General features: G+C 59.2%; 27 protein-coding genes. 10 read left to right on the top strand and 17 right to left on the bottom strand.

Going from position 1 to position 24734, the window contains the following annotated elements:
• Positions 1-7: 7 nt before the first annotated feature.
• Genes mreD through OYT1_RS13440 form a run of 3 tightly spaced genes read right to left on the bottom strand, consistent with a single transcriptional unit; the run spans position 8 to position 2515 of the window.
• Positions 8-514 (bottom strand): rod shape-determining protein MreD, encoded by a 507-nt coding sequence (gene mreD / locus OYT1_RS13450; protein ID WP_062627285.1) that lies wholly within the window; start codon positions 512-514, stop codon positions 8-10.
• Positions 511-1416 (bottom strand): rod shape-determining protein MreC, encoded by a 906-nt coding sequence (mreC, locus tag OYT1_RS13445; protein WP_062627286.1) that lies wholly within the window; start codon positions 1414-1416, stop codon positions 511-513. Before mreC ends, mreD begins: the two co-directional genes overlap by 4 nt.
• A gap of 55 nt (positions 1417-1471) precedes the next feature.
• Entirely contained in the window at positions 1472-2515 is a 1044-nt protein-coding gene (locus OYT1_RS13440) for a rod shape-determining protein (RefSeq protein ID WP_062627287.1), read from the bottom strand.
• An 87-nt stretch (positions 2516-2602) separates the two neighbouring features.
• Here OYT1_RS13440 and gatC point away from each other — a divergent pair, with 87 nt between their 5' ends.
• The 4 genes from gatC to OYT1_RS13420 all read left to right on the top strand — a co-directional run bounded on the left by gatC (position 2603) and on the right by OYT1_RS13420 (position 6855).
• A complete protein-coding gene (gene gatC, locus OYT1_RS13435) occupies positions 2603-2890 on the top strand; it encodes an Asp-tRNA(Asn)/Glu-tRNA(Gln) amidotransferase subunit GatC (protein WP_062627288.1) in 288 nt (95 codons plus the stop codon).
• Positions 2891-2896: 6 nt separating this feature from the next.
• Positions 2897-4351, top strand: coding sequence for an Asp-tRNA(Asn)/Glu-tRNA(Gln) amidotransferase subunit GatA (gene gatA / locus OYT1_RS13430; RefSeq protein WP_062627289.1), 1455 nt, complete (start codon positions 2897-2899; stop codon positions 4349-4351).
• Between the two features lie 2 nt (positions 4352-4353).
• A complete protein-coding gene (gene gatB, locus OYT1_RS13425; protein ID WP_062627290.1) occupies positions 4354-5805 on the top strand; it encodes an Asp-tRNA(Asn)/Glu-tRNA(Gln) amidotransferase subunit GatB in 1452 nt (483 codons plus the stop codon).
• A 195-nt stretch (positions 5806-6000) separates the two neighbouring features.
• On the top strand, positions 6001-6855 hold the full coding sequence (locus OYT1_RS13420) for a DNA ligase (protein WP_062627291.1): 855 nt from the start codon (positions 6001-6003) through the stop codon (positions 6853-6855).
• Here OYT1_RS13420 and OYT1_RS13415 read toward each other — a convergent pair.
• The 6 genes from OYT1_RS13415 to OYT1_RS13390 all read right to left on the bottom strand — a co-directional run bounded on the left by OYT1_RS13415 (position 6852) and on the right by OYT1_RS13390 (position 12596).
• A complete protein-coding gene (locus OYT1_RS13415; RefSeq protein WP_084612042.1) occupies positions 6852-7619 on the bottom strand; it encodes an SDR family oxidoreductase in 768 nt (255 codons plus the stop codon). The genes OYT1_RS13420 and OYT1_RS13415 overlap by 4 nt on opposite strands.
• Positions 7619-8248 carry a thiol:disulfide interchange protein DsbA/DsbL gene (locus tag OYT1_RS13410; protein ID WP_062627292.1) on the bottom strand — a complete coding sequence of 210 codons (630 nt, stop codon included), beginning with the start codon at positions 8246-8248 and terminating at the stop codon, positions 7619-7621. Before OYT1_RS13410 ends, OYT1_RS13415 begins: the two co-directional genes overlap by 1 nt.
• Positions 8249-8263: 15 nt before the next feature.
• A complete protein-coding gene (locus OYT1_RS13405) occupies positions 8264-8914 on the bottom strand; it encodes an SPOR domain-containing protein (RefSeq protein WP_062627293.1) in 651 nt (216 codons plus the stop codon).
• 12 nt (positions 8915-8926) lie between these two features.
• The gene (argS, locus tag OYT1_RS13400; RefSeq protein ID WP_062627294.1) at positions 8927-10603 is read right to left on the bottom strand and encodes an arginine--tRNA ligase; all 1677 of its coding nucleotides are present in this window, start codon (positions 10601-10603) and stop codon (positions 8927-8929) included.
• Positions 10604-10698: 95 nt separating this feature from the next.
• A complete protein-coding gene (locus OYT1_RS13395; protein ID WP_062627295.1) occupies positions 10699-11247 on the bottom strand; it encodes a response regulator transcription factor in 549 nt (182 codons plus the stop codon).
• Complete coding sequence (locus OYT1_RS13390) at positions 11244-12596, bottom strand: ATP-binding protein (protein WP_062627365.1); 1353 nt, start codon at positions 12594-12596, stop codon at positions 11244-11246. Before OYT1_RS13390 ends, OYT1_RS13395 begins: the two co-directional genes overlap by 4 nt.
• Before the next feature lie 114 nt (positions 12597-12710).
• Between OYT1_RS13390 and OYT1_RS13385 the strand changes: the two genes are divergently transcribed.
• A complete protein-coding gene (locus OYT1_RS13385; RefSeq protein ID WP_062627296.1) occupies positions 12711-13178 on the top strand; it encodes a copper chaperone PCu(A)C in 468 nt (155 codons plus the stop codon).
• Positions 13179-13274: 96 nt separating this feature from the next.
• Here OYT1_RS13385 and OYT1_RS13380 read toward each other — a convergent pair whose 3' ends face one another.
• A complete protein-coding gene (locus OYT1_RS13380; RefSeq protein WP_062627297.1) occupies positions 13275-13925 on the bottom strand; it encodes an ankyrin repeat domain-containing protein in 651 nt (216 codons plus the stop codon).
• Between the two features lie 36 nt (positions 13926-13961).
• The gene (locus OYT1_RS13375; protein ID WP_062627298.1) at positions 13962-15122 is read right to left on the bottom strand and encodes a class I SAM-dependent methyltransferase; all 1161 of its coding nucleotides are present in this window, start codon (positions 15120-15122) and stop codon (positions 13962-13964) included.
• Positions 15123-15177: 55 nt separating this feature from the next.
• On the opposite strand from OYT1_RS13375, the gene OYT1_RS13370 reads away from it, so the two are divergent.
• Both OYT1_RS13370 and ttcA read left to right on the top strand, forming a co-directional pair.
• Positions 15178-15918 (top strand): pteridine reductase, encoded by a 741-nt coding sequence (locus OYT1_RS13370; protein WP_062627299.1) that lies wholly within the window; start codon positions 15178-15180, stop codon positions 15916-15918.
• A gap of 61 nt (positions 15919-15979) precedes the next feature.
• Entirely contained in the window at positions 15980-16828 is an 849-nt protein-coding gene (ttcA, locus tag OYT1_RS13365; RefSeq protein ID WP_062627300.1) for a tRNA 2-thiocytidine(32) synthetase TtcA, read from the top strand.
• Here the strand turns inward: ttcA and OYT1_RS13360 are convergent.
• The 6 genes from OYT1_RS13360 to OYT1_RS13335 are packed head-to-tail and all read right to left on the bottom strand — an operon-like array spanning position 16825 to position 22190.
• Positions 16825-17274, bottom strand: a complete 450-nt coding sequence (locus OYT1_RS13360; RefSeq protein WP_062627301.1) for a YhcH/YjgK/YiaL family protein — start codon at positions 17272-17274, stop codon at positions 16825-16827. The genes ttcA and OYT1_RS13360 overlap by 4 nt on opposite strands.
• Positions 17271-17930, bottom strand: coding sequence for an SPOR domain-containing protein (locus OYT1_RS13355; RefSeq protein WP_062627302.1), 660 nt, complete (start codon positions 17928-17930; stop codon positions 17271-17273). The genes OYT1_RS13360 and OYT1_RS13355 overlap by 4 nt, the downstream gene beginning before the upstream one ends.
• On the bottom strand, positions 17927-18649 hold the full coding sequence (locus tag OYT1_RS13350) for a type III pantothenate kinase (RefSeq protein WP_062627303.1): 723 nt from the start codon (positions 18647-18649) through the stop codon (positions 17927-17929). Before OYT1_RS13350 ends, OYT1_RS13355 begins: the two co-directional genes overlap by 4 nt.
• Entirely contained in the window at positions 18646-19629 is a 984-nt protein-coding gene (locus OYT1_RS13345) for a biotin--[acetyl-CoA-carboxylase] ligase (protein ID WP_062627304.1), read from the bottom strand. The genes OYT1_RS13350 and OYT1_RS13345 overlap by 4 nt, the downstream gene beginning before the upstream one ends.
• A gap of 20 nt (positions 19630-19649) precedes the next feature.
• Positions 19650-19907 (bottom strand): hypothetical protein, encoded by a 258-nt coding sequence (locus OYT1_RS13340; RefSeq protein ID WP_062627305.1) that lies wholly within the window; start codon positions 19905-19907, stop codon positions 19650-19652.
• Positions 19908-19919: 12 nt separating this feature from the next.
• Positions 19920-22190, bottom strand: a complete 2271-nt coding sequence (locus OYT1_RS13335; RefSeq protein WP_062627306.1) for an NADP-dependent malic enzyme — start codon at positions 22188-22190, stop codon at positions 19920-19922.
• 136 nt (positions 22191-22326) lie between these two features.
• Here OYT1_RS13335 and OYT1_RS13330 point away from each other — a divergent pair, with 136 nt between their 5' ends.
• Genes OYT1_RS13330 through OYT1_RS13320 form a run of 3 tightly spaced genes read left to right on the top strand, consistent with a single transcriptional unit; the run spans position 22327 to position 24710 of the window.
• Positions 22327-23190 carry an alpha/beta hydrolase gene (locus OYT1_RS13330; RefSeq protein WP_084612044.1) on the top strand — a complete coding sequence of 288 codons (864 nt, stop codon included), beginning with the start codon at positions 22327-22329 and terminating at the stop codon, positions 23188-23190.
• A gap of 23 nt (positions 23191-23213) precedes the next feature.
• Positions 23214-23465, top strand: coding sequence for an acyl carrier protein (locus OYT1_RS13325; RefSeq protein WP_062627307.1), 252 nt, complete (start codon positions 23214-23216; stop codon positions 23463-23465).
• Between the two features lie 3 nt (positions 23466-23468).
• The gene (locus OYT1_RS13320; RefSeq protein WP_062627308.1) at positions 23469-24710 is read left to right on the top strand and encodes a beta-ketoacyl-[acyl-carrier-protein] synthase family protein; all 1242 of its coding nucleotides are present in this window, start codon (positions 23469-23471) and stop codon (positions 24708-24710) included.
• Positions 24711-24734: the final 24 nt, after the last annotated feature.

Genomic DNA, 24734 nt, shown 5'->3' with positions numbered 1-24734 from the left:
GGGAGCTCTACAGCGAATCCGCTTTGGGTGCGCGCGGCCGACTGAGTGCCTGCAACAGCACAGTCAGGGGTAACCACAGCACGGCGGAAGTAACGCATCCAGCCAGATAGCTCCAGGCAAAATGTCCTTGCGCTAGCCAGTCGATGGCGGCAAACAGAACATAGTTGACCAGCAGCAGGGGGAAGACCTGCATCGTTTGTTGAGACAGATCCAACATCAGAATGCGGCGCTTGAAGATGATACTTCCCAAAACTAGGGCGCTGTACGCCAGCGCATGTTGTCCGAACAAGCTGGCATCCGCGACATCGGCGAGCAGCCCCACCACCCAAGCCGTACCAATGCCAACCTTGTGCGGCGTATGTGTCGCCCAATACAACAACACTAGGGCAACGAAATCAGGCCGTAACGCCAAGGCCCAGCCTTGCCAAGGCAGCCAAGTCAGCAGCATGGCAATCGCTAGGCTGAACAGAATGGATGGGACGGTGTTCCGATAGTATGGGAGGACGTCGTTCATGGCTTTTTCACCTTGCGCTTGCCGAGCGCAGGTTCATCGGACGCTGGCTCGGGTGCGGGCGGCAACTTGGCTTGCCCAGACAGGATCAGTAGCTGTCGATGCTGATCGACACCTGCGACGGGCGTACAAAGGATGCGCGCAAAGGGATAAGTCGCATCACGCTCAATCTTGGTGACACGCGCCACCGGCAATCCCGGCGGGTATGTGCCGTCGATGCCGGAGGTCATTAACAGATCGTTCTCTTGTATATCCGCGCTGACCGGCGTGTAACGCACCGCCAGATGATTGATGTCGCCAAAGCCGAACAGTACCGTGCGCAGGCCATTGCGTAATACCTCTACGGGTACCGCCTGATCCTTATCGGTCACCAACGTTACCTCGCTCATGAGCGGATAGACACGGGTGACTTGACCAACGATGCCGTTATCATCCATCACCACTTGTCCTGCTTGGACATCGGCCTGAGTTCCCTTATCGAGGAAGATGCGACGACGGAAAACATCTTTCTCGTCGTAGATGATCTCAGCCAATTGCGAGCGAAACTCGACGTGGTTCTTTATTTCCAGAAGCTTGCGTAACTGCTGATTCTCGGCCTCGATAGCCTGTAGTTGCATAAGTTGCACGCGATCATTGTCATGCAGACGTTGCAACTCCTCGCTGTGGCGAATCAGGCTGGACTGAGTGTAAAAATACTCGCGTGCGTCGTGCAGGCTGGCAAATGGCAACGAGAGTACCCGCTGCACTGGCTGCACCAATAGCGACAAGCCATAGCGGACGGTATCCAGCGTGCGAAAACGCACGTCCACGACCAGCAACACTAAGGAGAGCAGGGCGAAAAAGGCGAATCGGACGAACGGAGGGTAGCCGCGCTTGAAGAATCTGACTGGCTGCGCATTATCCATACGGAGTCCCGGAATGGCTGGAACTCACCTTGGTCAGTCCCAGCGCGTGGCGCTATCAGTCGGTAGTGAAGATGCTACTGAACTTGTCCATGCGGTCCAGCGCTTTGCCCGAGCCACGCGCAACGCAAGTCAGCGGATCGTCGGCAATCAGCACCGGCAGGCCGGTCTCTTCCATCAACAGACGGTCGATGTCGCGCAGTAGCGCACCGCCACCGGTCAACACCATGCCCTTGCTAGCGATGTCCGCACCCAGTTCCGGCGGAGTCTGTTCCAGCGCGGTCTTCACAGCACTGACGATGCTGTTGAGCGGATCAGTCAGAGCTTCCAGAATTTCGTTGCTGGAGATGGTGAAGCTACGTGGCACGCCTTCGGCTAGGTTGCGGCCTTTGACCTCCATCTCGCGAACTTCGGAGCCGGGGAAGGCCGAGCCGATCTTTTTCTTGATGTCTTCGGCCGTGGTTTCGCCGATCAACATGCCATAGTTACGGCGGATGTAGTTGATGATGGCTTCGTCGAACTTGTCTCCGCCGACGCGCACGGAACCGGAGTACACCGCGCCGCCCAGCGAGATCACGCCAACTTCGGTCGTGCCGCCGCCGATGTCCACCACCATCGAGCCAGTCGCATCTTCCACCGGCAGATCGGCACCGATCGCTGCGGCCATCGGCTCTTCGATCAACTCCACGCGACGTGCGCCTGCGCCGTAAGCGGATTCGCGGATGGCGCGGCGTTCAACCTGTGTAGAGCCACATGGCACGCAAATGACGATGCGCGGGCTGGGTGTGAAGATGCTGGATTTGTGTACGCGACGGATGAACTGCTTGAGCATCTGTTCGGTGACGGTGAAGTCGGCGATCACGCCGTCTTTCATTGGGCGGATAGCGGTGATGTTGCCCGGTGTACGGCCCAACATCTGCTTGGCGGCAAGGCCTACCTGCTGAATGACTTTCTTGCCGTTGGGGCCGCCTTCCTGACGAATCGCCACCACCGAAGGTTCGTCCAGCACGATGCCCTGCCCGCGCGCCCAAATGAGCGTATTCGCGGTGCCGAGGTCGATCGCCAGATCGTTGGAGAAATAGCCGTTCAAAAAACCAAACATGTTCGTGTCCTGATAGTCGTAGGGGTGCGCTGCAAAAGGCGTTTATGATACCCTATTACGCTCGTTTCTATAAAGTGTTACCCCATCATGTCCCTGACCACTGACGATGTGAAAAAAGTCGCCCGGCTCGCTCGCCTAGCCATCTCCGATTCAGAAGTGCAGGCGGCACAGGTGCAACTCAATGGCATCTTTGAGTTGATCGCAGAAATGCAAGCCGTTGATACCACGGGAATCGAACCCATGTCGCACGCGCAGGATGTGACCCAGCGCTTGCGCGAAGACAACGTCACAGAAACCAATCAACGCGAACTATTCCAATCCATCGCGCCGCAAGTCGAAGCGGGGCTGTACCTCGTCCCACAGGTCATTGAGTAATCCACCATGTTTGAATCCAGTTTGAAGCAACTCGGCGACGCTCTGCGCGCCAAGAAAATCTCCAGCGTCGAGCTGACCCAGCTTTACCTCGACCGCATCGCCAAACTCAATCCTGAGTTGAACGCGTACGTCACGCTGAATCCCGAGACCTCGCTGACGCAAGCACGTGAGGCCGATGCCCGTTTCGCCGCAGGAACGGCGGAAGCGCTGACCGGCATCCCCATCGCCCAGAAGGACATCTTCTGCGCCAAGGGCTGGCTCACCACCTGCGGTTCGAAGATGCTGCACAACTTCGTGTCGCCTTACGACGCACACGTCATCAGCCAGTTCAACAACGCAGGCGCGATCAACCTCGGCAAGACCAACATGGACGAGTTCGCCATGGGTTCGTCGAACGAGACTTCGCACTACGGTTCCGTAAAGAACCCGTGGGACACCTCGCGCGTTCCCGGTGGTTCGTCCGGCGGTACGGCGGCAGCGGTAGCGGCGCGGCTGTGCGCAGCGGCGACCGGGACCGACACCGGCGGCTCGATCCGCCAACCAGCGGCGCTGTGCGGCATCTCCGGCCTCAAGCCGACTTACGGCACCGTGTCGCGCTACGGCATGATCGCCTTCGCCTCCAGCCTTGATCAAGCGGGCCCGATGGGGCGCAGCGCCGAAGATTTAGCCTTGTTGCTCAACAGCATGGTCGGCTTCGACGAGCGCGATTCCACCAGCCTGAAGCGCGACAAGGAGGACTACTCGCGTGATTTAGGTAAGCCTCTGAACGGCCTGCGCATTGGCCTGCCAAAAGAGTTCTTCGCCGAAGGTCTGGGCAACGACGTGGCACAAGCCGTGGACGCCGCCATCACCGAATACAAGAAGCTGGGTGCGACCGTGGTGGACATCAGCCTGCCCAACACCCGTTTGTCCATCCCAGTCTATTACGTACTGGCCCCGGCGGAAGCGTCCAGCAACCTGTCGCGCTTCGACGGCGTGCGCTACGGCTACCGAGCCCCGGAATACACCGACCTCGCCGACATGTACGAGAAGAGCCGCGCGCAGGGTTTCGGTGCGGAAGTGAAGCGCCGCATCATGATTGGCACCTACGTGCTGAGCCACGGCTACTACGACGCTTACTACCTGCAAGCCCAGAAGATTCGCCGCCTGATCGCGCAAGATTTCACCGAAGCGTTCAAACTATGCGATGTCATCATGGGCCCAACTTCGCCTTCCACCGCTTTCAAGCTGGGCGAGAAGGGCGACGATCCGGTGCAGATGTACCTGTCCGACATCTATACCATCGCCGTCAACCTGGCCGGCCTGCCGGGCATGTCCATCCCCTGCGGCTTCGGCGACAACGCCATGCCGGTGGGCTTGCAGATCATCGGCAACTATTTCGACGAAGCGCGCATGTTGAACGTGGCGCACCAATATCAACTGGCGACCGACTGGCACAGCCGCGCGCCACAGGGGATTTGAACATGACTTGGGAAATCGTCATCGGGCTGGAAGTTCACACCCAGCTCTCCACCGACACAAAGATCTTTTCCGGCGCTTCGACCAAGTTCGGCGCGGAGCCGAACACGCAGGCTGACGCGGTGAGCTTGGCGCTGCCGGGCGTGTTGCCGGTATTGAACAAGGGCGCAGTTGAACGCGCCATCAAGTTCGGCCTCGCCACTGGTGCGCACATCGCGCCACGCTCGGTGTTCGCGCGCAAGAATTACTTCTACCCCGACCTACCAAAGGGCTATCAGATCAGTCAGATGGACTTGCCGGTGGTCGGTCAGGGCGCGATCACCATCCAAGTCGAGCCGCTTTCGGGTAACGCCAAGCCTTACGAGAAGACCGTGCGCCTCACCCGCGCCCACTTAGAAGAAGACGCAGGCAAGTCGGTGCACGGCGACTCGCAAGGTGTGACCGGCATCGATCTGAACCGCGCCGGCACGCCGCTGCTGGAGATCGTTTCTGAGCCGGACATGCGTTCGGCCGCCGAAGCGGTGGCTTATGCCAAGGCGTTGCACTCGCTGGTGCGCTGGATCGGCATCTGCGACGGCAACATGCAGGAAGGCTCGTTCCGTTGCGACGTGAACGTGTCGGTGCGCAAGCCCGGCCAGCCGTTCGGCACCCGTCGCGAGATCAAGAACCTCAACTCGTTCAAGTTCATGCAGCAGGCCATCGACTACGAAGTGCAATGGCAGATCGACACGATAGAAAATGGCGGCAAGGTGCAGCAGGCCACCATCCTGTTCAATCCCGACACTGGCGAGACGCGCGCGATGCGCAGCAAGGAAGATGCGCACGACTACCGCTACTTCCCCGATCCCGACCTGTTGCCGCTGGAGATCAGCGAAGAGTGGAAGGAACAAGTGCGCGCCACCATGCCGGAGTTGCCACAGGATAAGCAGGCGCGCTACGTGGGCGAGCTGGGCTTGTCGGCTTACGATGCGAGTATCCTGACTTCGTCGCGTGAGATGGCGGACTTTTTTGAGGCGGCGTTGAGAGCCGTGCCAGCGCAAGCCAAGATCTGCGCGAATTGGTTGATCGGCGAAGTCAGCGCCCAGCTCAACCGCGATGGCCTCGACATGGCGCAATGCCCGATATCTGCGCAACAACTCGGCGGCATGCTGGCGTGCATCGCCGACGGCACCATCTCCAACTCCGGCGCGAAGGAAGTGTTCCGTACCCTATGGGCGGAAGGCGGCGAGGCGGATGCCATCATCGAAGCCAAGGGGCTGAAGCAGGTCTCTGACTCCGGCGCGATCGAAGCACTGGTGGACGAGATCATCGCGGGCAATGCGGAGAAGGTCGCAGAATATCGTTCTGGCAAGGACAAGCTGTTCGGCTTCTTTGTCGGTCTCGCGATGAAGGCCAGCAAGGGCAAGGCCAACCCGGCGCAGTTGAACGAGATATTGAAGCAAAAACTGGCAGGCTAGCGCTGTCATTCCGGCACATAACCAGCGACTTGGCGGGCGCATTTCGCCAGCTTGGTCGATGGCTAGTTGTCCCATCAGGCCGGAATTCAACTCGCTTAGCTGTCCCCAGCAATAAACCAAGGTGCTGTCCCGCCTAAGCGGGACATTCTTTTCATCGACTGGATTCTGGCTTATGCCGGAATGACGGGGACGAGAATGAACCGACTGATTGCATCGCTCCTGCTCACGCTTTCCCTGCTGTCGCATCCCGCCATCCTCCTCGCGAGCGAGCCGCCGCCGTTGATGTTGGCGAACGTGTTCCATGCGGATATCCGCCTTGCTGATTATCTAGTCAGCGAAAAGTACGATGGTGTAAGGGGCTATTGGGATGGTGAGCGCCTGCTCATGCGCGGCGGCGAGATCGTCCATGCGCCGGATTGGTTCACGGCGGGTTGGCCGAACACGCCGCTGGATGGCGAGCTGTGGGCGGGGCGCGGACGTTTTGCGCTGGCGGTCTCAACCGTGCGGCAGCTGCAACCCGACGATGCCACTTGGCGCGGCATGCACTTCATGCTGTTCGACTTGCCCGCTCATCCCGGCGATTTCGCCGAGCGCGATGCCGCACTTGTGCGTGTCGTCGCGGCGATCAAGCAACCGTGGGTAAGGCATGTCGCACAATCCACGGTACACGACCTCACCGAACTGCGCGCTAGGCTAACTGGCATCGTCAATCTAGGCGGCGAAGGGCTGGTATTGCACCGCCGTACCTCGCTCTACCGCGCCGAACGCAGCGATGACTTGCTCAAATTCAAGCTCTATGAGGACGCGGAAGCGCGCGTCATCGGACACTTGCCGGGCAAGGGAAAATACGCGGGGATGTTGGGCGCACTGGAAGTCGAGACGGCGCAAGGGCTGCGTTTCAAGCTGGGTGCTGGGCTTTCGGATGCCGAGCGCCATACGCCGCCACCCTTGGGAGTCTGGGTGACTTATCGCTACAACGGGGTGAACGAGAAGACCGGCATCCCGCGCTTCGCACGCTACCTGCGCGTGCGCACCGACATGACACCTTAGCCTAGCAAGCCGCGTGGTTTGTGTTGTGCTTTGGCCAACAGGCGATCAAACAGCCAGTTCGGTAGCCATTTCAGCAAACGTCCGATCAGCCCCATCTGCCAAGGCACCACAGCGAACGAATCGCCAGCCTCGATCACTCTCGCGATGCGGCGCGCAGCCTCATCCGCTTCCAACATGAATGGCATCGGATAGGGGTTCACGTCTGTCATCGGCGTGCGGATGTATCCGGGACAGATCGTTACCACGCGCACGCCGCTGCCATGCAACTCCACCCGTAAGGATTCCAGATACGAGATCGCTGCTGCTTTGGAGGCAGAGTAGGCACTCGCGCCGGGCAGGCCACGGAACCCAGCGACGCTGGCGATACCCACCAGCCGTCCGGTACCCGCCGCACGCATCGCAGCGAGGAGCGGCTGGAAAGTCTTGACCATGCCGAGCACGTTGATGTCCATCACTTGCTGGAAGGCATCCAAGTCTTCGGCGTATTCGGTGAGCGTTCCGACGCTGACACCGGCGTTGGCAATGAGGATATCTGGCGTACCGACATGAGCAAGAAAATCTTCCGCCGCAGCCTGTTGAGCGGCGCTGTCACGCACGTCCAGTTGATAGAGATGGATCTGATCGGGGAATTGAAGTGCTAGGTTTTGCAGCAATTCGGCACGGCGCGCATATACACCGACCACTGCACCCTGCTCAAGATAATGGCGCGCCAGCGCCAAACCTAGGCCGCTGGACGCGCCACTTATGACGACGCGTTGCGTCATCAGCGCTTCTTGGCTGCGCGCTCCTTGCGCACCTGATCGGTCAGTTCACGCAACACACGGATCATGTCGCGTGACTCCAAGCCGGTGATGACAAAGCGACCATCGACTACCAAAGTAGGTGTGCCACGGATGTTGTAGCTTTGCAGCATCTGTTTGCTGCGAATCACTTTGCTCTGAACGGAGAATGAACGATAAGCATCGCTGAACTTTTGTTTGTCCACCCCGCGTTGGGCAACGAAAGCTGCGATTTGGCTGAGCTCATTCAATTCCGTATGGGTGATGTTCCATGCTTCAAACAGGGCATCGTGCAGCTTGCTCTGCTGGCCTAACACTTCAAGTGCGTAGAAGGTGTACGCCATCGGTTCCCATGAGTCGCGGAACACGACCGGAACGTAGGTCAACGATACGTTCTTGGGCATGGTCTTTTCCCAGGCATTCAGGTCGGGCACCAGATGATGGCAGTGAGGACACGGGTATGCGAAGAACTCCAGCACTTCGATCTTGCCATTAGCGGGCGTGGCCTGAGGCTGATCCAGCTGCGTGTAGTCTTTACCGAGGACGGCGGCCTGTGTGATTCCGGCGAAAGTCAGCAGGGCGACAACCAGCAAATTTCTGAAAGCAGATTTCATGTGTACTCCTATCGGTTACTTGGCACGCATTGGAGTGGCATCCACTCCGATTTGTTTCAATGCCGTGCGAACTTTGTTCATTTCCGCTGAGCCCTTGTAAGGGCCGAGGCGGACACGGAAACGCTGGCCTTTTTCTGGCACGAAGACGCTTTGGACATTGGCCAACATGCCCTGCATCGCCAACTTCGCCTTTGCACTCTCAGCATCAGACTCGGTGCTGTAGGAGCCTGTTTGCAGGAAGTAGCTAGCGTTGTCGTTGGCTTCCGCCGCTGGATCGGACTTAAATGAGCGGTCTTCGATCTTGGCCGGTGCCTGCGGCATAGGCACGCTGGTGTCCTTCTTGTCGGTTAGCACTTTGTAGAACTCGAAGCGCGGCTTACTTTCCTCTGGGCTGGAGGCCGGCACTGGCGTAGCGGCAACTGCCGACTCGGCGGGAACGGGATGGATTCTCGGAGGCTCTTTCACCAACGGTCTATCCACCACCGGCGAATCAGGCTGCTGTTCGACTTGGGTGAACGGGCTAGGTAGCTTCATCAGATACCAAGCGACTCCGCCAGCCACGACCAAACCGAACACCATGCCCAGCAGGATGCCGACGAACAGCCCGCCGCCCTTGCCGGAAGGTTTCTTTGGCGCAGGTGCGCGTCCAACCATGTTCTTGCTCATGCCGCCCTTTCCTTACATTGATTCCGGTGCGCTGACGCCCAACAGCGCCAATCCGTTCTTCATGACCTGTGCCGTCGCGGCGATCAGTGCCAGTCGTGCCAACTTGACCGTCTCATCCTCGACCAAGAAACGCGAGGCATTATAGTAGCTGTGGAAATCGGCTGCCAAATCCTTGAGATAGACAGCGATCTGATGCGGCGCGAGGTCATGCGCTGCACTTTCTACTACCTGCGGGAAGTCGATCAGCTTTTGCAGTACGATCTTTTCGTAGTCGCTGTCCAGACAAGTCAAGTCGGCTTCCAGCAACTGCCGATGTTCGCCGCCCCATTGCGACAGCACGCTGAAGATACGCGCATGGGCGTACTGGATGTAATACACCGGATTGTCATTGCTCTGCGCTTTGGCTAAGTCGATGTCGAACACCAGTTGCGAATCGGGCGAACGGGCGGCGAGGAAGTAGCGCGTTGCGTCGCAGCCCACTTCGTCGATCAGGTCGCGCAGGGTCACATAACTACCCGCGCGCTTGGAGATCTTCACCTCCTCGCCGTTCTTCAGCACCGTCACCATCTGGTGCAGCACGTAGCTCGGCCAGCCCTTGGGAATGCCGACATCCAGCGCTTGCAAGCCAGCGCGGACGCGGGTGATGGTCGAATGGTGATCCGCGCCCTGCTCATTGATCGCCAACTCGAAGCCGCGTTGCCACTTGTCCAGATGGTAGGCCACGTCCGGTACGAAATAGGTGTAGCCGCCGTCGCTCTTACGCATCACGCGGTCTTTGTCGTCGCCGAAATCAGTGGTGCGCAACCACAGCGCGTCGTCCTGTTCGTAGGTGTGGCCGCTGGCGATCAGCTTCTGCACCGTCGCCTCGACTTTGCCGTCGGTGTATAGCGCCGACTCCAGCGAGAACACATCGAACTCCACGCCGAAGGCGCGCATGTCCAAGTCCTGCTCGCGACGCAGATAGGCCACGGCGAAGTGGCGGATGGCCTGTTCGTCGTCCGCGTAGCCCTTGCCAGTGATGTGCTGGTCGTCCGCGACCACGGTCTCCTTCGCCATGTAGGCGTTGGCGACATCGAGGATGTAGTCGCCGCGATAGCCGTTCTCCGGCCAAGATGGATCGTCCGGTGTCAGCCCCTTGCAGCGCAGTTGAACTGAGCGCATCAGGTTCTCGATCTGCACGCCCGCGTCGTTGTAATAGAACTCGCGCGTCACGTTCCAGCCCGCCGCGTGCAGCAGACGGCACAGGCAATCGCCCACCGCCGCGCCGCGTCCGTGGCCGATGTGCAACGGGCCGGTCGGATTGGCCGAGACGAACTCGACCTGTACCTTGCGTCCTTGCCCGACGTGCACATGGCCGTAACCCGCGCCCGCTTGCAACACGCCTTGCACCACGCGCTGCTTGGCCGCTGGCGCGATGAACACGTTGATGAACCCCGCTCCGGCGATCTCCACCTTTTCGATGAAATCGGTCTGCGGCAGTGCGGCGATCAGCGCATTGGCGATGTCGCGCGGCGATTTACGCAAGGGCTTGGCGAGCTGCATCGCCAGATTACAGGCGTAATCGCCATGAGCGGCCTGCTTGGGGCGTTCGATCAGAACCTCGTTTTGAGCATCAGGCGCGACCGTGCGCAAGGCCAAAGCAAACAATTCGGAAAGGTGGGATTTGAAATCGAGAACCGGGACGGACATGGCGCTTACCTTAAAAACAGGCGCGGATTATAGCATTGCCGACCCATTCGCGAATTCTTGGTGCGCACGGATGGCGTGCGATGGATCGCACAGCGTCAACTATCGCTGATCGGGCGCTTGGTCAGCTTGCGCTGCAAGGTACGGCGGTGCATGTTCAAGGCGCGGGCAGTCGCCGAGATATTGCCGTCGTGGTCTTGCAAAACGCGCTGGATGTGCTCCCACTCCAGCCTATCCACCGAAGATGGCTGAACACTCAGCTCGATGTCGGCGCGGGGTGCATGGCCAAACGCTTCGACGATCTCGTTGGCGTTGGCAGGTTTGACCAAATACTGAGTCGCGCCCAGCTTGATCGCCTCCACTGCGGTGGCGATGCTGGCGTAGCCGGTGAGCATGACGATGCGCGTGGCGGGATCAAGCTCGTGCAACGTCTTGACCAACACCAGTCCTGAAGCACCATCCATTTTGAGATCGACCACGGCATATTCGGGCGGATTCGCGTGGGCCAAGGGCAAGGCCTGCTCGACGCTGTTTGCTGTGGTCACGGCGAAGCTGCGTTTATGTAATGCTCGGGCAAGAACGGCACAAAAAGTGGTGTCGTCATCCACCAGCAACAGCGACGGGTACTCGGTCTGCGTGGCACTCATGTCGATGCTCCTAGCGGCAGGGTCACTTCCGTGGTGGCACCGCCTTCGGTGCGGTTGAACAAGCGCACTTTCCCGCCCAGCCGCTCGATGCTGGTGTTGGCGAGGAACAAGCCCAAGCCGCGTCCTTCCTGCTTGGTGGTGAAGAAGGCGGAACCTGCACGGTTGGCGGCTTCCGGTGTCAGCCCCGAGCCATAATCCAAGACTTCCAGCACCAGTTGCCGTGCGTCCCAACGAGCATGGACGGCGATCTTTTCCGGTGAGGCGTCGGCGGCATTATTCAGTAGATTCAGCAGAGCAGCGCGCAAGGCAGGGTTGAAAACGAGCGGCGGCGGGGCTGCGCTCAGCGTTGTTTGGGTGTACTTACAGTGGACAGTCGGACGCAGCAACTGCCACTCGTCCAAAGTCTCGCGCAGGAACTGGTCGATCAGCTCGATGCGGGCGGTATCGCTGGCCGTGTCTTGCGCGCTGGCCAGCATCTTGTCGAGGATGCGGCGGCAATTACGCACTTGGCCGTCGAGCAGGGCAAGGTCTTCGCGCCATTCGGGCAAAGCGTCTGCTGCGCCCTGCAATTCGCCGATGACCACGGCCAGCGTTGATAAAGGCGTGCCCATTTCGTGCGCGGCACTGGCTGCTTGCAAACCCAGCGCCACGACTCGCTCGTTGCGCAAGGTCTCCTCGCGGATACGCGCCAGCGCCTCATCCCGTTCGCGTACCGCTTGTGCCATCCGCACCACAAAATAGGCGACCACCGCCGCACTGATGACAAAGCCCAGCCACATGCCGAACACGTGCATATTGAAGGCGGAATCGGGCGTGGCGGACATGTCCATCATCGCCATATCATGTCCGGCCATACCCTCCATGCCCGACATGTCGTGCCCCATCATGCTGTGATCCATAGACTCATGCCCCATTGGTAGCGGCACGTAGAATTCCATCAGCAAGGTATAACAGGCCGTGGTGAGGCCGGCCATCAACCAGGTATAGCGACCGGGCAACGTGGCCGCCGCAATCACCAAGGGCAGCAAAAACAGCGAAACGAACGGATTGGTCGAGCCACCGCCGTAATACAGCAAGACCGACAGCGCTAGCACATCGGCACAAAGTTGGGCGAACAGCTCAGGGTTGGACACCGGACGCGCAGCGCGCAAGCGCCACCAGGAAAGCAAGTTCAGCGCAGCCAACGCAGCAATGGTTGCCATCATCGGCAACCAAGTCAGCGCCATGTCCAAGAAACGATAGACCAGCGCCAACGTGGCGATTTGCGCTAGCACCGCGATGCTACGCAGGATGACCAACCGTCTGAGGTGGCTATGTCCGGTGGAGTCGGCGAGTAGGGAAAGATTCATGCGCGCCATTTTACGCAATCACGACAGCCTAGGGGTGCGACGAATTGTCGCAGGGCGACCATGCCCTTTCCGTTTAGAATGCGCGAGGGAGATTCCAGTTTGAGGAGAAGCAGCATGAACAAATATATTCTGGCAGGCATGATCGGACTGATCTGCGTCGCATCCGCGAATGCAGCAGACATCAAAGTGAGCGGCGCTTGGGCACGAGCAACCGCGCCGGGGCAAGACAGCGCCGCCATCCAATGCGTACTCACCAGCAGCAAAGAAGCCCGAGTCGTCGGAGTATCCAGCCCAGCGGCCAATAGCTCCGAGCTACACCTCATGATGCAGATGGACGGCATGATGATGATGCACGCCACCCAGAGCATCCCTGTGCGTGCCAACAAAGCACTGGACCTCTCCGCCGAAGGCTACCACCTCATGCTGATCGGCCTGAAGAAACCGTTAAAAGTGGGCGACAGCGTCCCCTTTACCTTGAGCGTGGAATTCGCCGACAAGCACAAAGAACAGATCGAAGCCAAAGCCGAAGTCAAGCCGCTCACGGCAACAACAGAAAACCACGAACACCACCATCATCACTAAAACAAACGCCCCGAAAATGGGGCGTTTTTGTTTGCTCTAGCGGACACTGGGTAGTTGTCCTATCAGATCGTTGCGCTCGAATCACAAGTATCGAGTTTAGAATATCGCTGAATGGCTTGACTGGAAAATCTTGACAAGATGTTCTAGTTTTCTACTCTCAGCCAATTCAAACGGAGTCTCACCATTTCTCGTTTTGGCATATGGACTTGCTCCGACCTTGAGTAGTAAACGCACCATATCCGTATCATTGTGATATACCGCCAAATATAACGGAGTTACACCCTCATGCATTAAATCTGGATTTACATGGCTCGAAGATAAAATCACGGATACGCATTTGATCTGTTTACGTTGAATAGCGTAAAACATGGCAGGCCACCCAGAGTTATCGTCCACATTTACATCTGCCCCTGCATCAATTAAAAGCTTAACTATTTCATAGTTTCCTTCTTGGGCTGCCAAATGAAGTGCGGTCTGCCCATGAAGTTTCTCTTTTTCTCGGACTGTGGCCCCACGATTTATCAAAAATTCAACTATCCTTTGCTGGTTATTCAATGCTGCGATCATCAGTAATGTCAGACCATCTACATTCTTGGTATTTATATTGGCACCCTTACCAACAAGCTGCTCCACTTTTAAAATATCACCTCGGCCAACAGCATCAACTAAATATTGATTGCTGTGACCGCAACCACTGGCCACAAGCAATGTTGGAAAGAGGAGTATCCAAAAGTAGTTGCGTATCATTTCTTCAGTCTTCCAACAGAATTCAAAGATTGTCAGTCATAACATCCGCGATAAGTCGCCTCGCGCGTAGCCCTTGAGCGGGATTTCTATCCCCTTTCCTAAACCGATCACTTTGAACAGTTCGCCCATTTCCGCTGGGCTGGTGAGTTTCTGGACTTGGCCGGAGAGTGGGACGTAAGCCTTTAGGTCATCGGGCGAGACTTGATTCAGTAGCTCGGTGATGCCGCAGTTGAGGAGGAAGTAGGCTTGCGAGGTGTAGCCGAGGAACGCTAACCCGGCATCGATGCCCGCTTCGGCGACGGCGGTGAAATCGACATGGGCAGTGATGTCTTGCAAGCCGGGCAGGAACAGCGCGTCGTCGTGGGCGTAGTGGCGGTAGTGGCACATGAGCGTGCCGCGATCACGTTGCGGGTGATAGAACTCTCGCGCGCCAAAGCCGTAGTCGATGAACAGCAGCGCGCCGTGTTGCAGGCGATGGCCGAGGCTGGTGATCAGGCCGTTGGCGGCGAGCGGAAGTTCGCTCAGGTAGTCGTCGGGAACCTGAATGCGCTGCGCGGCGGCGAGCAGCGCCGGGTCGGTGATGGGGCGGTCTTGCCAGCAGAGCTGGCCGGATTCGGTGAGCGATAGGCCGCGTTCGACGATGCCCGCTGCCTGCCAATGGACTAGGTGTACCGGTAGCGCATCCAGCACTTCGTTCCCGATGACCGCGCCGCTGATCTGGTCCGGCAGCGCGTCCAGCCATCGCACTTTCTCAGCAAGATGCGGCAGGCGTTCGGCGATGAGTTGCTGCTGGCGCTGGCGTAAGTCGGCGCTGACTTCGAGGATGGCGTAGCGTTCTGGCAACTCGCCCAATACCTCTAATTCGCTCAGGATGTCCACGGCCAGTTTGCCGCTGCCCGCGCCCAACTCAAGGATGTGCGGCGAGCTGGCTTGCATGATCTGGATGAGTTGGCGCGCTAGGGTGCGGCCGAACAGCGACGACAACTCTGGCGCAGTGATGAAGTCGCCCGCCTCCCCGAATTTGCGCGCGCCCGCCGTGTAATAGCCCAGCCCCGGCGCGTACAAGGCCAGTTCCATATAGCGCGAGAACGGTAGCCAGCCGCCATTGTTCTGGATTTCGGCGGCGATCAGGGCGACGAGTTTTGCGCTGTGGGCTTGCGCTTCTGGGCTGGGAACGGGGAGCGTGGCGGTGGACATGGTCAGGTATAATTCGAAACAGGACGCAAGTTTAGCAGTTTGGGGAGCGGAGCAGATGCAAGGCAAGACGGTATTGGTGACGGGTGGGGCGAAGCGCGTGGGCGCGGCGATCTGTCGTCGGCTGCATGCGGCGGGCGCGAACTTGGCCATCCATTACCGCGCGTCGGTAGCCGAGGCCGAGGCGCTACGGGATGAGCTGAATGCGGTGCGCGCGGGTTCCGCGCTGTGTGTGCAAGCCGATCTGCTGGATGTCGCGGCATTGCCGCATCTGGTGAGAGCGGCAGTGCAGCACTTCGGACGGCTGGATGCGCTGGTCAACAACGCCTCCAGTTTCTATGCCGCCACGCTGGCCGAGACCAACGAAGCGCACTGGCACGACCTGCTGGGCACCAATCTGAAAGCGCCGTTGTTTCTGGCGCAAGCGGCGGCGGCGGAACTGCGGCGCTGTCACGGTGCCATCGTCAATATCGTGGATATCCACGCCGAACGCCCGATGCACGGCCATCTGCTCTACAGCGTGGCCAAGGCTGGGTTGGTGGCGCTGACCAAGGGATTGGCGCAGGAGTTGGCTCCGTATGTGCGCGTCAATGCGGTCGCCCCCGGCGTGATTCTGTGGCCGGAGGACGGCGGCTGGGAAGACGAGGAAAAGCGCCGCAAGATCGTCGCCCACACCCTGCTCAAACGCGAAGGCGAGCCCGACGACATCGCCCGCACCGTTACTTTTTTGATCGGCGATGCGCCTTACATCACCGGCCAGATCATCGCGGTGGACGGCGGGCGTAGCGTGAACCTGTGAGCACGTCATTCCGGCCTACGCCGGAATGACGATCTAATACCAAGCAGAACTATTGAACATAATGACCGACACCATCCAAACCATCCACTTCGAACCCCGCTCCACCAACTTCAACCGCCTCAAGGGCAGGCTGGAGCATCAGGTGGGCAAGGCCATCGCCGATTTCAATATGATCGAAGAGGGTGACACCGTGATGGTGTGTCTGTCTGGTGGCAAGGATTCTTACACGCTGCTCGACGTTCTACTCACTTTGCGCAAGCGCGCGCCCATCGACTTCAAGATCGTGGCGATGAACCTCGACCAGAAGCAGCCGGGCTTTCCCGCCGATGTGTTGCCGAATTATCTGAAAACGGTCGGCGTGCCGTTCCACATCGAGACGCAGGACACCTATTCCATCGTCAAGGAAAAGATCCCCGAAGGGAAGACCACCTGCTCGCTGTGCTCGCGTCTGCGGCGCGGCATCATCTACAAGGTGGCGGGCGAGCTGGGCGCGAACAAGATCGCGCTGGGGCATCACCGCGACGACATGGTGGAGACGCTGTTCCTTAATATATTCTTCGGCGGAAAACTGAAGGCGATGCCGCCTAAGCTGGTCACCGACAAGGGCGACCATGTGGTGATCCGTCCGCTGGCTTATTGCGCTGAGAAGGATATCGCCCGTTACGCACGCGGCATGGAGTTCCCCATCATCCCGTGCAATCTGTGCGGCTCTCAGGAAAATCTGCAACGGCAGAACATCAAGGAGATGCTCACCAACTGGGAGCGCGAGTATCCGGGCCGTACCCAGACCATCTTCACCGCCATGCAGAACGTGAAGCCCTCCCATCTGCTGGATGGCGGGCTGTTCGATTTCAAGTCGTTGAAACTGGGCGACAAGGTAGATGAAGGCGACATCGCCTTCGACGACTAGACCGCTTCGACTTTCAATATCACTTTGCGGATAGCGCCCTCGCTCACCAGCGGGGCGTGCGCATCTTCGGGGAAGAAGATGCAGAACGCGCCGGGCGGGGTGCTGATCCAACTGGCGGGCGCATCGCGGAAGAACTGGATGTCGCGTTCATCGATGTAGTCGCACGTCGGTTGTTGGCACTCGCTCACTGGCCGCCAGCCCATCTCATCATTGCCACTCAACACGAACTGGATGTCGATGTAACGGCGATGCCGTTCTAGCGGTGCGTTCTCGCGGCTGCGGCCTTGCGCGCCTTCGACGATGGCGATCAACTGCTCACCTTGCAAGGGGTAGCGACCATTTTCGATCTGGCTGAAATCGGTGAAACGCAGGTAGTCGAAGGCCGCTGCGAACAGGGGGTGAAGTGCAGCGTAGCGGTCAGCGTTGCAGAGTTTGTCGAAGATCATGGTTTCGGGCTTTCGGTGGGCGAAGTGCAGGCCGTCACTTGCAGATGGCTGGCGGGGAAGCGCTGCTTCAGATTCGAAGATTCAGCCTCGGTCAACTCGCGTACGGTAAAGGCGGCGTAGGTGTTGCGGGTCAGATACGGCTCCAATTTTGCATCGCTCACGCCTTTGGCTTGCAGGCGTGCCAGCAACTTCTCGCCACCTTCGCGCCGTTTGAACGCGCCTAACGAAATCGCCCCGAACAGCGGGCCATCTTCCTTGACGGAGTAAAAATCATTGATGCCGCTCATCTTCAATTCCGCCGAGCGCTTGAGCAACATAGTGGGCGAGGATTGCGGCGGGATATATACCCAAAAGCCGTTGGCGCGTTCGACGAAGTGTTTGCTCCAGCGTTCGGCGGGAAAACTGGCGGCCAGCAACTTCTCGGCGCGTATCAGCTCGGTGCCAGAGAACTCTCCCCAATCCTGACAGACACTGATGGGAACTGCCGTGGCGGCCTGAACCGGTGCGCTGACAGGTTCAGGTTTTAACAGCCGGATCAGTTCGGGGTGATATTCGGGCAGCACCTGTGGGTCGTTCGCGCTTGCCGTACCGCCCAGTTGGGTGATGGCGAGCAGCACCAGATTGCTTGCCAGCAATAGCCAGAATGCCAATTTCATCGCGTTTCGCTCTCTTCGGCGATCAGCTGCAAACCGTGCAGCACCAGATTTTCCAACTGTGCCAAAGGCAACTCCTCAAGGTGTAAGGCGATCGAATCCGCCGCTCCGCCGCTGAGCAGGCAAGGTGCATCCGGCATGGCGAGCAGCGCGTACTGGTGCAGGATCGCGCCGACCGTGGCGATGATCGCACCGCTAACGATCGCGTCCGCCGTGGTGCGCGGGAAGTCGCTGACCGCACCGTCAATATCACGCAATTGTGCCGTTCCCGTCAGTAAGCTTCGCTGCATCAAGGTGATGCCGGGCAAGATCAAGCCGCCAATAAATTCGCCGTTAGCAGATAGCGTATCCACGGTGGTCGCCGTACCGCAGTTCACCACCAGACAGGCGCGCCGTTCGATGTGCCACGCGGCGATCAGCGCCGCCCAGCGGTCACTTCCTAGCTTCTCCGGCGACTCGTAACCGTTGCTCACGCCGCATTGTTGTGCTTCGGCACGGATGAATTCGGGGACGATTTGCCAGCGTGCGCACACTTCAGTGAGCGATTCAGCAACGGCTGCGCCAGCCACGTTTGAGGCGACCACGCGCGTCGGAACGGGTAAATTATCTAGCGCAGCACGCAATCCTAGGTGATCGCTCACGCCCTGCTGAACCCAGCGCCCGCGCTCCAGTAGCGCCCACTTGGTGCGGGAATTTCCCGCGTCGATCAGCAAGGTGCTCATTGCATCCGCAGGCTGACTTCGCCCGAATTGAATAGTCGTTCGCCGTGTTCGGTGTCTAGGCGCAGAGTGCCATCCAGCGCCACTCCCCGCGCGATGCCGTCCAAGGTCGAGCCATCCGGCAGCGACAAGCGGACGGGACGATGCTGCGCGGCGTGATTCGCCTCCCACTCCTGCTGCAATGGCGCGAAACCGTGGGTGGCAAAGCTTTCCAGCACCGTAGCTAGTTCGCGCAATATGACGGCAAGCAAATGATTGCGCTCCGGTAACGGTGCCAATTGCGCCAAGCTGCTGACGGGTTGATCCACTTGGCTCAGCACCTCGTCGGGCAGATTCAGGTTGAGGCCGACACCGATCACCACGGCGCTTGGGCCGAGCATGTCGCCCTGCGCTTCGATCAGAATGCCGGCCAGCTTCCCCCCGTTCGCACCCAGCACATCGTTCGGCCACTTGAGTTGTGCGCCTTGGATGCCGAGCGTATGTAGTGCCCGTGCGATGGCCACGCCTGCTGCCAGACTCAGGCCGGACAAGGCTGACAGTCCTTGCTCGAAGCGCCACAGTAGAGAAAAGGTGAGCGAGTGGCCGAGTGCGGAATGCCAACTTCGTCCGCGCCGCCCACGTCCCGCACTTTGCCATTCGACCGCCAGTACGCGACCGCTAGGTGCGCCCAGCGCGGCGCGTTGCAACAATACGGCATTGCTGGAGGAGGCCGTGTCGAGGACTTCGATGGAAAAGCTGGCAGCGGCATCGCCCAAGGAGGCGTTAAGCGCAACCTCCGTTAACCATTGCGGTGGTTGCGGCATCTGGTAACCGCGACCGCGCACGCGGTACAAGCTCAGGCCTAAGCCTTCGACTTCACTCAGCGCATTGTGGATGCTGGCGCGAGACAGACTAAATTCCGCCGCCAGTGCTTGACCAGAATGGAATTCGCCATCGGCTAGGCGGCGTAGCAAAGCAAAGGTCAGCGGTTTGGGCGCGAGCATGGCGCGGGCGGCGATGTCCGTTACAGGTCGCCGATGGGGACGGCCGCATGGACACTGTCCAGCGCGTCTTTCAGAGTTTCTTCCGGTAACTGATTGACCAAAGTGGACAGCATCTCGGCGGCCTCGGCCGCTTCGCTGGGCAGGTCGCGGCCATCGGTATTGGCAACGAACACAGCGGCAGCGCCGACGACTCTGAGCAGGCTGGCACGTTCTTGCATCAACATCTCGACTTCTTCGCGCAACATCGAGATCTCTTGCTGGTTCAACTGGTGTGACATGGTGTTCTTCTCCTAATGGGTTTTGACGCCGGCGACAGCCAGCGCGCTCATGTTGACGATACGGCGCACGGTGGCGGACGAGGTGAGTACGTGAACCGACTTATCTGCGCCAAGCAGGATGGGGCCGATGGCGATGCCGTCTCCGGCCACCATTTTCAGCAGATTGTAGGCGATGTTGGCGGCATCGAGATTCGGCATGATGAGCAGATTCGCCTCACCTTTCAGCTTGGAATCTGGCAGCAGTTGCAAACGTATTGCTTCCGACAGCGCGGCATCGCCGTGCATCTCGCCTTCGACCTCTAAGCCAGGCGCACGCTGCGCCAAGATGGTTCGGGCTTGCGCCATCTTCTGAGCCGATGCATCGTTGAAGCTGCCAAAGTTCGAGTGTGACAGCAGCCCCGCTTTAGGTGTGAGACCGAAGCGGCGCACCTCTTCTGCGGCAAGTAGCGTCATCTCGGCAATTTCTTCTGCGCTGGGGTCGAGATTGATGTGTGTGTCACAGATGAACAACGAGCGTTGCGGCAACATCAGAATGTTAGCCGCCGCAAACAGGCTCGCGTGTGGCGCCAAGCCGATGACTTCGCGCACGACAGACAGATGCTCCAACGGTTGGCCGACCGCACCGCACAACATCGCATCTGCCGACCCCATACGCACCAGCATGGCAGCAATCAAGGTGGTGTTGTTGCGCATCGCGTATTTCGCGGCATCGACGGTGATGCCTTTACGCTGCATCAGACGGTGGTATTCCATCCAGTAGTCGCGGTAGCGCGGATCATCCTCGGGATCCACCAGCTCGAAATGCTCGCCTGCGCGGATGCGTAGCCCGAGTTTCTCGATACGCATTTCGACCACGGATGGGCGACCGACCAGAATGGGGTAGGCCAAACCTTCATCTACGGCGGTCTGCACGGCGTGCAGCACGCGCGCATCCTCGCCTTCGGCATAGACCAAGCGTTTAGGCGCGCGCTTGGCCGCATCGAACACCGGCTTCATCAACATGCCGGACTGGTAAAGGAAGAAGGAAAGCTGTTCGCGGTAGGCCGCCATATCAGCGATGGGGCGTTCGGCCACGCCGCTGTCCATCGCCGCTTGCGCCACAGCCGGGGCGATGCGAGTGATGAGGCGCGGATCGAACGGCTTGGGGATCAGCGCATCCTGCCCGAAGCCCGCCGACTCTTCGCCATAGACGGCGGCGACGGCGTCGGACTGCTCAGCTTCAGCGAGTTCGGCGATGGCGTGGACGGCGGCCAGCTTCATCGCCTCGTTGATGGTGGATGCGCCCACGTCCAACGCACCACGGAAAATGTACGGGAAGCACAGCGCGTTGTTGACCTGATTCGGATAGTCCGAACGCCCGGTCGCCAAGATCGCATCGGGGCGCACCGCACGCGCCACGTTCGGCAGGATCTCGGGGTGCGGATTCGCCAGCGCGAAGATCAGCGGACGCTGCGCCATCTCCAGCACCATCTCAGGCTTGAGCACGCCACCCGCCGACAGACCGAGGAACACATCCGCCCCGGCGATGACCTCGCCCAGCGTGCGGGCGGAAGTCTCGATGGCGTAGCGCGCCTTGTTGTCGTCCATCTCTTCGGTGCGGCCTTGATACACCACGCCCTTGATGTCGGTTACGGTGATGTTCTCCATCTTCACGCCCAGCGCCACCAGCATGTCGAGACAAGCCAGCGCAGCAGCGCCCGCGCCGCTGACCACTAGCTTGATCTTGGCGATGTCCTTCTCGACCACCTTCATGCCGTTCAGCAAAGCCGCGCCGACGATGATCGCCGTGCCGTGCTGGTCGTCGTGAAACACTGGGATGGACATGCGTTCGCGCAGCTTGCGCTCGATGTAAAAACACTCAGGTGCTTTGATGTCTTCAAGGTTGATGCCGCCGAAAGTCGGCTCCAGCGCGGCGATGATCTCGACCAGTTTGTCTGGGTCGTTCTCGGCGATCTCGATATCGAACACGTCGATCCCAGCGAACTTCTTGAACAGCACGCCCTTGCCTTCCATCACCGGCTTGCCCGCGAGTGGGCCTATGTTGCCCAAGCCCAGCACCGCCGTGCCATTGGAGATGACGGCGACCAGATTGCCGCGCGCGGTGAGCGTTCGCGCCTCACTGGGATCGCGCACGATCTCTTCGCAAGCAGCGGCGACGCCGGGCGAGTAGGCCAGCGCGAGGTCGCGCTGAGTCAGCATCGGCTTGCTAGGTGTGACGGTGATCTTGCCGGCTGGGGACTGGCGGTGATATTGCAGCGCCGCCTGTCGCAGTTGCTCGTCCATGATGTTCTCGCTCAACAGAATGGGGCGGATTATACCCGAATGCAGCTTGCCGACTTTCGCTCGGGAAACGGGGAGCTGGGCGGCTGCTTGCTATAATCCAAGCAACGATGAACGCAATCTCTCTTCCCTAGAATTAATGAAACCCTTGGAACTGATCGCTGGCGAACATGCCGTGCTGTTGCTGCATGGCTTGACCAGCACCCCTGTCGAATTGCAACCCCTGGCTAAGCGTTTGCACAAGGCTGGCTACAGTGTGCGTGCGCCCTATTTTTCCGGCTACAGCTATGAGCCTGGTTACGATGCTCACTCCGTCACTCCTTGGCGCTCATGGCATCAGCAAGTGATGCTGGAGTTGCGTGACATGAAGCGCCAGTACAAAACGGTAGTGGTTGGTGGGCTTTGTATGGGCGCGGTGTTGGCACTAAGTGCCGCCAGCGAAGCGGGCGACGAGATCGATGGCTTGGTGTTGTTAGCGACCACGCTGTATTACGACGGCTGGAGCATTCCGTGGTATCGCTTCGTGCTGCCCTTGGGTTATTACACGCCATTCCGTTACATTTATGCTTACCGTGAGCGCGAGCCGTTCGGGCTAAAGAACGAAGCGCTGCGCACATGGGTGGCGCGTGAGATGGCCTCTAAGACTTCTTCCATCGCTGGGGCGGCTAAGCTGACTTTACCGGCCATCCACGAAGGCGAACTACTCATCAAGCAGGTGAAGCGGAAACTGCCCCAAGTGACAGCTCCCACCTTGCTCATCCACGCCACGGAAGACGATGTCTCCACGCTGCGCAGTGCCGACTTTGTGGCGGACAACATCGGCTCTGACGATGTCCACAAGATCGTGTTGCACAACAGCTATCACATGATCACCCTGGATAATGAACGTGAGCTGGTTGCCGACGAAACCATCGCATTCCTTACTCGGCTTGCAGCTAAAAAGAGCTGCGCGACCCCTGTGGTATCATCCGCGCCGCTATTCAGCGCCGATCATTCGGCCTGAGCTAATTACTAGAGGACATAGCCATGAGCACACTGCAAACCATACAGCGCATGATCGGCGAGCAATTCGAGCTGAAGCTCGAAGACTTGGTGCCGGATGCCACTCTGGAATCATTAGGGCTAGACTCTCTTTCAGTAATCGAATTCATGTTCAACATCGAAGATGAGTTCAAGATCAAGTTATCCAACGAGCTGTTGGAAAACATCAAAACCTTGCAGGATGTGGTGAATATCATCGATAAGCAGGTTGCTGAGCAGCACGGTAAGGCTGAGTAAGCGATGCGTCGGCGTGTCGTCATCACCGGGCTGGGCGCGCTGACTCCGGTTGGCAAGAGCCCTGAAGAGCAGTTCCAGAATCTGATGGCTGGACAGTCCGGTATCCGCCGCTTGCAGCTTCCCTTTATCGACCAACTCGATATCCGCATCGGCGCGCAAGTGCCGGATTACAACCCCGCAGACTACTTCTCCAAGATCAAACTGTCCGGTATCGAGCGCTTCAGTCAGTTTGCGCTGATCGCGGCGGCACAAGCGGTGGCGGATGCCAAGCTAGAGTTGGCCGAGCACGAGTTGACCCGCGCTGGCGTGTTTATGGGTACTGGTTTGGGTGGCGCCAGCACGATGGAAGAAGGCTACGAGCAGGTGTTCTTGCGTGACGACCCGCGCGTCAAGCCGCTGTCGGTGCTGCTGTCCATGAACAACGCCGCCGCCTCGCATCTTTCGCTTACCTACAAGTTGCAGGGCGCGAACGTCACCTACTCGACCGCTTGCGCCTCCTCGGCCATCGCCATCGGCGAAGCCTATCGCCAGATCAAGCACGGCTACGCTGACGTGATGTTGGCGGGCGGCTCCGAAGCCCTGTTGACCTTTGGCGCGATGAAAGCGTGGGAAGCGTTGCGCACCTTGGCGACCGAAGATGTCAACGATCCCGCCTCCTCCTGCAAGCCGTTCTCCAAGGATCGCAATGGGCTGGTGCTGGGCGAGGGGGCGGCGGTGTTGGTGCTGGAAGACGCGGAGCGTGCTTTGGCGCGTGGCGCGAGGATCTACGCCGAGATCGTCGGCTATGACTGCTCGTCCGATGCCAGTCACATCACCAAGCCAGACTCACTTGGGCAGACTCGTGCCATCAACAATGCCCTGCGCGATGCGGGCTTGCAGCCACAAGACATCGGCTACATCAACGCTCACGGCACCGCCACGCAGGCCGGCGACATCGAGGAAACACGAGCTATCAAGGCCGTATTCGGCGAACATGCGGCCAACGTGCCGGTCAGCTCTACCAAGTCCATGCACGGGCATTTGATGGGTGCGACTGGCGCGGTCGAGTTCATGGTGGCGGTGCAAGCCTTGCAGCATCAGGCGATTCCGCCGACCATCAACTTGCATCAACCCGATCCTGCATGCGATCTAGATTACGTTGCCAATGTCGGGCGGCGCGATGTGCCGCTGGAGGTGGTGATGTCTAATTCTTTCGCCTTCGGCGGTACAAATGCCGTGCTGATCGCTCGTCGTTTCGCTCCCTAGTTTCTCCTCCGCCAGCGTTGGCGG

The organism is Ferriphaselus amnicola, from assembly GCF_000974685.2.
Taxonomy (GTDB): Bacteria; Pseudomonadota; Gammaproteobacteria; order Burkholderiales; family Gallionellaceae; genus Ferriphaselus; species Ferriphaselus amnicola.
The sequence above is the reverse complement of the archived record's forward strand: the minus strand, read 5'-3'. Positions and strand labels throughout refer to the sequence as shown.

Bases quoted from the DNA above. Each gene is read 5' to 3' on its own strand.
- OYT1_RS13410 (WP_062627292.1), bottom strand. From the start codon at position 8,248: ATGAAATCTGCTTTCAGAAATTTGCTGGTTGTCGCCCTGCTGACTTTC.
- OYT1_RS13350 (WP_062627303.1), bottom strand. From the start codon at position 18,649: ATGAGCACCTTGCTGATCGACGCGGGAAATTCCCGCACCAAGTGGGCG.
- OYT1_RS13320 (WP_062627308.1), top strand. From the start codon at position 23,469: ATGCGTCGGCGTGTCGTCATCACCGGGCTGGGCGCGCTGACTCCGGTT.
- OYT1_RS13380 (WP_062627297.1), bottom strand. From the start codon at position 13,925: ATGATACGCAACTACTTTTGGATACTCCTCTTTCCAACATTGCTTGTG.
- mreD (WP_062627285.1), bottom strand. From the start codon at position 514: ATGAACGACGTCCTCCCATACTATCGGAACACCGTCCCATCCATTCTG.
- OYT1_RS13390 (WP_062627365.1), bottom strand. From the start codon at position 12,596: ATGAATCTTTCCCTACTCGCCGACTCCACCGGACATAGCCACCTCAGA.
- OYT1_RS13330 (WP_084612044.1), top strand. From the start codon at position 22,327: ATGAAACCCTTGGAACTGATCGCTGGCGAACATGCCGTGCTGTTGCTG.
- OYT1_RS13345 (WP_062627304.1), bottom strand. From the start codon at position 19,629: ATGCTCGCGCCCAAACCGCTGACCTTTGCTTTGCTACGCCGCCTAGCC.
- gatC (WP_062627288.1), top strand. From the start codon at position 2,603: ATGTCCCTGACCACTGACGATGTGAAAAAAGTCGCCCGGCTCGCTCGC.
- OYT1_RS13355 (WP_062627302.1), bottom strand. From the start codon at position 17,930: ATGAAATTGGCATTCTGGCTATTGCTGGCAAGCAATCTGGTGCTGCTC.
- OYT1_RS13325 (WP_062627307.1), top strand. From the start codon at position 23,214: ATGAGCACACTGCAAACCATACAGCGCATGATCGGCGAGCAATTCGAG.
- gatB (WP_062627290.1), top strand. From the start codon at position 4,354: ATGACTTGGGAAATCGTCATCGGGCTGGAAGTTCACACCCAGCTCTCC.
- OYT1_RS13420 (WP_062627291.1), top strand. From the start codon at position 6,001: ATGAACCGACTGATTGCATCGCTCCTGCTCACGCTTTCCCTGCTGTCG.
- gatA (WP_062627289.1), top strand. From the start codon at position 2,897: ATGTTTGAATCCAGTTTGAAGCAACTCGGCGACGCTCTGCGCGCCAAG.
- OYT1_RS13415 (WP_084612042.1), bottom strand. From the start codon at position 7,619: ATGACGCAACGCGTCGTCATAAGTGGCGCGTCCAGCGGCCTAGGTTTG.
- OYT1_RS13370 (WP_062627299.1), top strand. From the start codon at position 15,178: ATGCAAGGCAAGACGGTATTGGTGACGGGTGGGGCGAAGCGCGTGGGC.
- OYT1_RS13340 (WP_062627305.1), bottom strand. From the start codon at position 19,907: ATGTCACACCAGTTGAACCAGCAAGAGATCTCGATGTTGCGCGAAGAA.
- mreC (WP_062627286.1), bottom strand. From the start codon at position 1,416: ATGGATAATGCGCAGCCAGTCAGATTCTTCAAGCGCGGCTACCCTCCG.
- OYT1_RS13440 (WP_062627287.1), bottom strand. From the start codon at position 2,515: ATGTTTGGTTTTTTGAACGGCTATTTCTCCAACGATCTGGCGATCGAC.
- OYT1_RS13385 (WP_062627296.1), top strand. From the start codon at position 12,711: ATGAACAAATATATTCTGGCAGGCATGATCGGACTGATCTGCGTCGCA.
- OYT1_RS13395 (WP_062627295.1), bottom strand. From the start codon at position 11,247: ATGAGTGCCACGCAGACCGAGTACCCGTCGCTGTTGCTGGTGGATGAC.
- OYT1_RS13405 (WP_062627293.1), bottom strand. From the start codon at position 8,914: ATGAGCAAGAACATGGTTGGACGCGCACCTGCGCCAAAGAAACCTTCC.
- OYT1_RS13375 (WP_062627298.1), bottom strand. From the start codon at position 15,122: ATGTCCACCGCCACGCTCCCCGTTCCCAGCCCAGAAGCGCAAGCCCAC.
- OYT1_RS13335 (WP_062627306.1), bottom strand. From the start codon at position 22,190: ATGGACGAGCAACTGCGACAGGCGGCGCTGCAATATCACCGCCAGTCC.
- argS (WP_062627294.1), bottom strand. From the start codon at position 10,603: ATGTCCGTCCCGGTTCTCGATTTCAAATCCCACCTTTCCGAATTGTTT.
- OYT1_RS13360 (WP_062627301.1), bottom strand. From the start codon at position 17,274: ATGATCTTCGACAAACTCTGCAACGCTGACCGCTACGCTGCACTTCAC.
- ttcA (WP_062627300.1), top strand. From the start codon at position 15,980: ATGACCGACACCATCCAAACCATCCACTTCGAACCCCGCTCCACCAAC.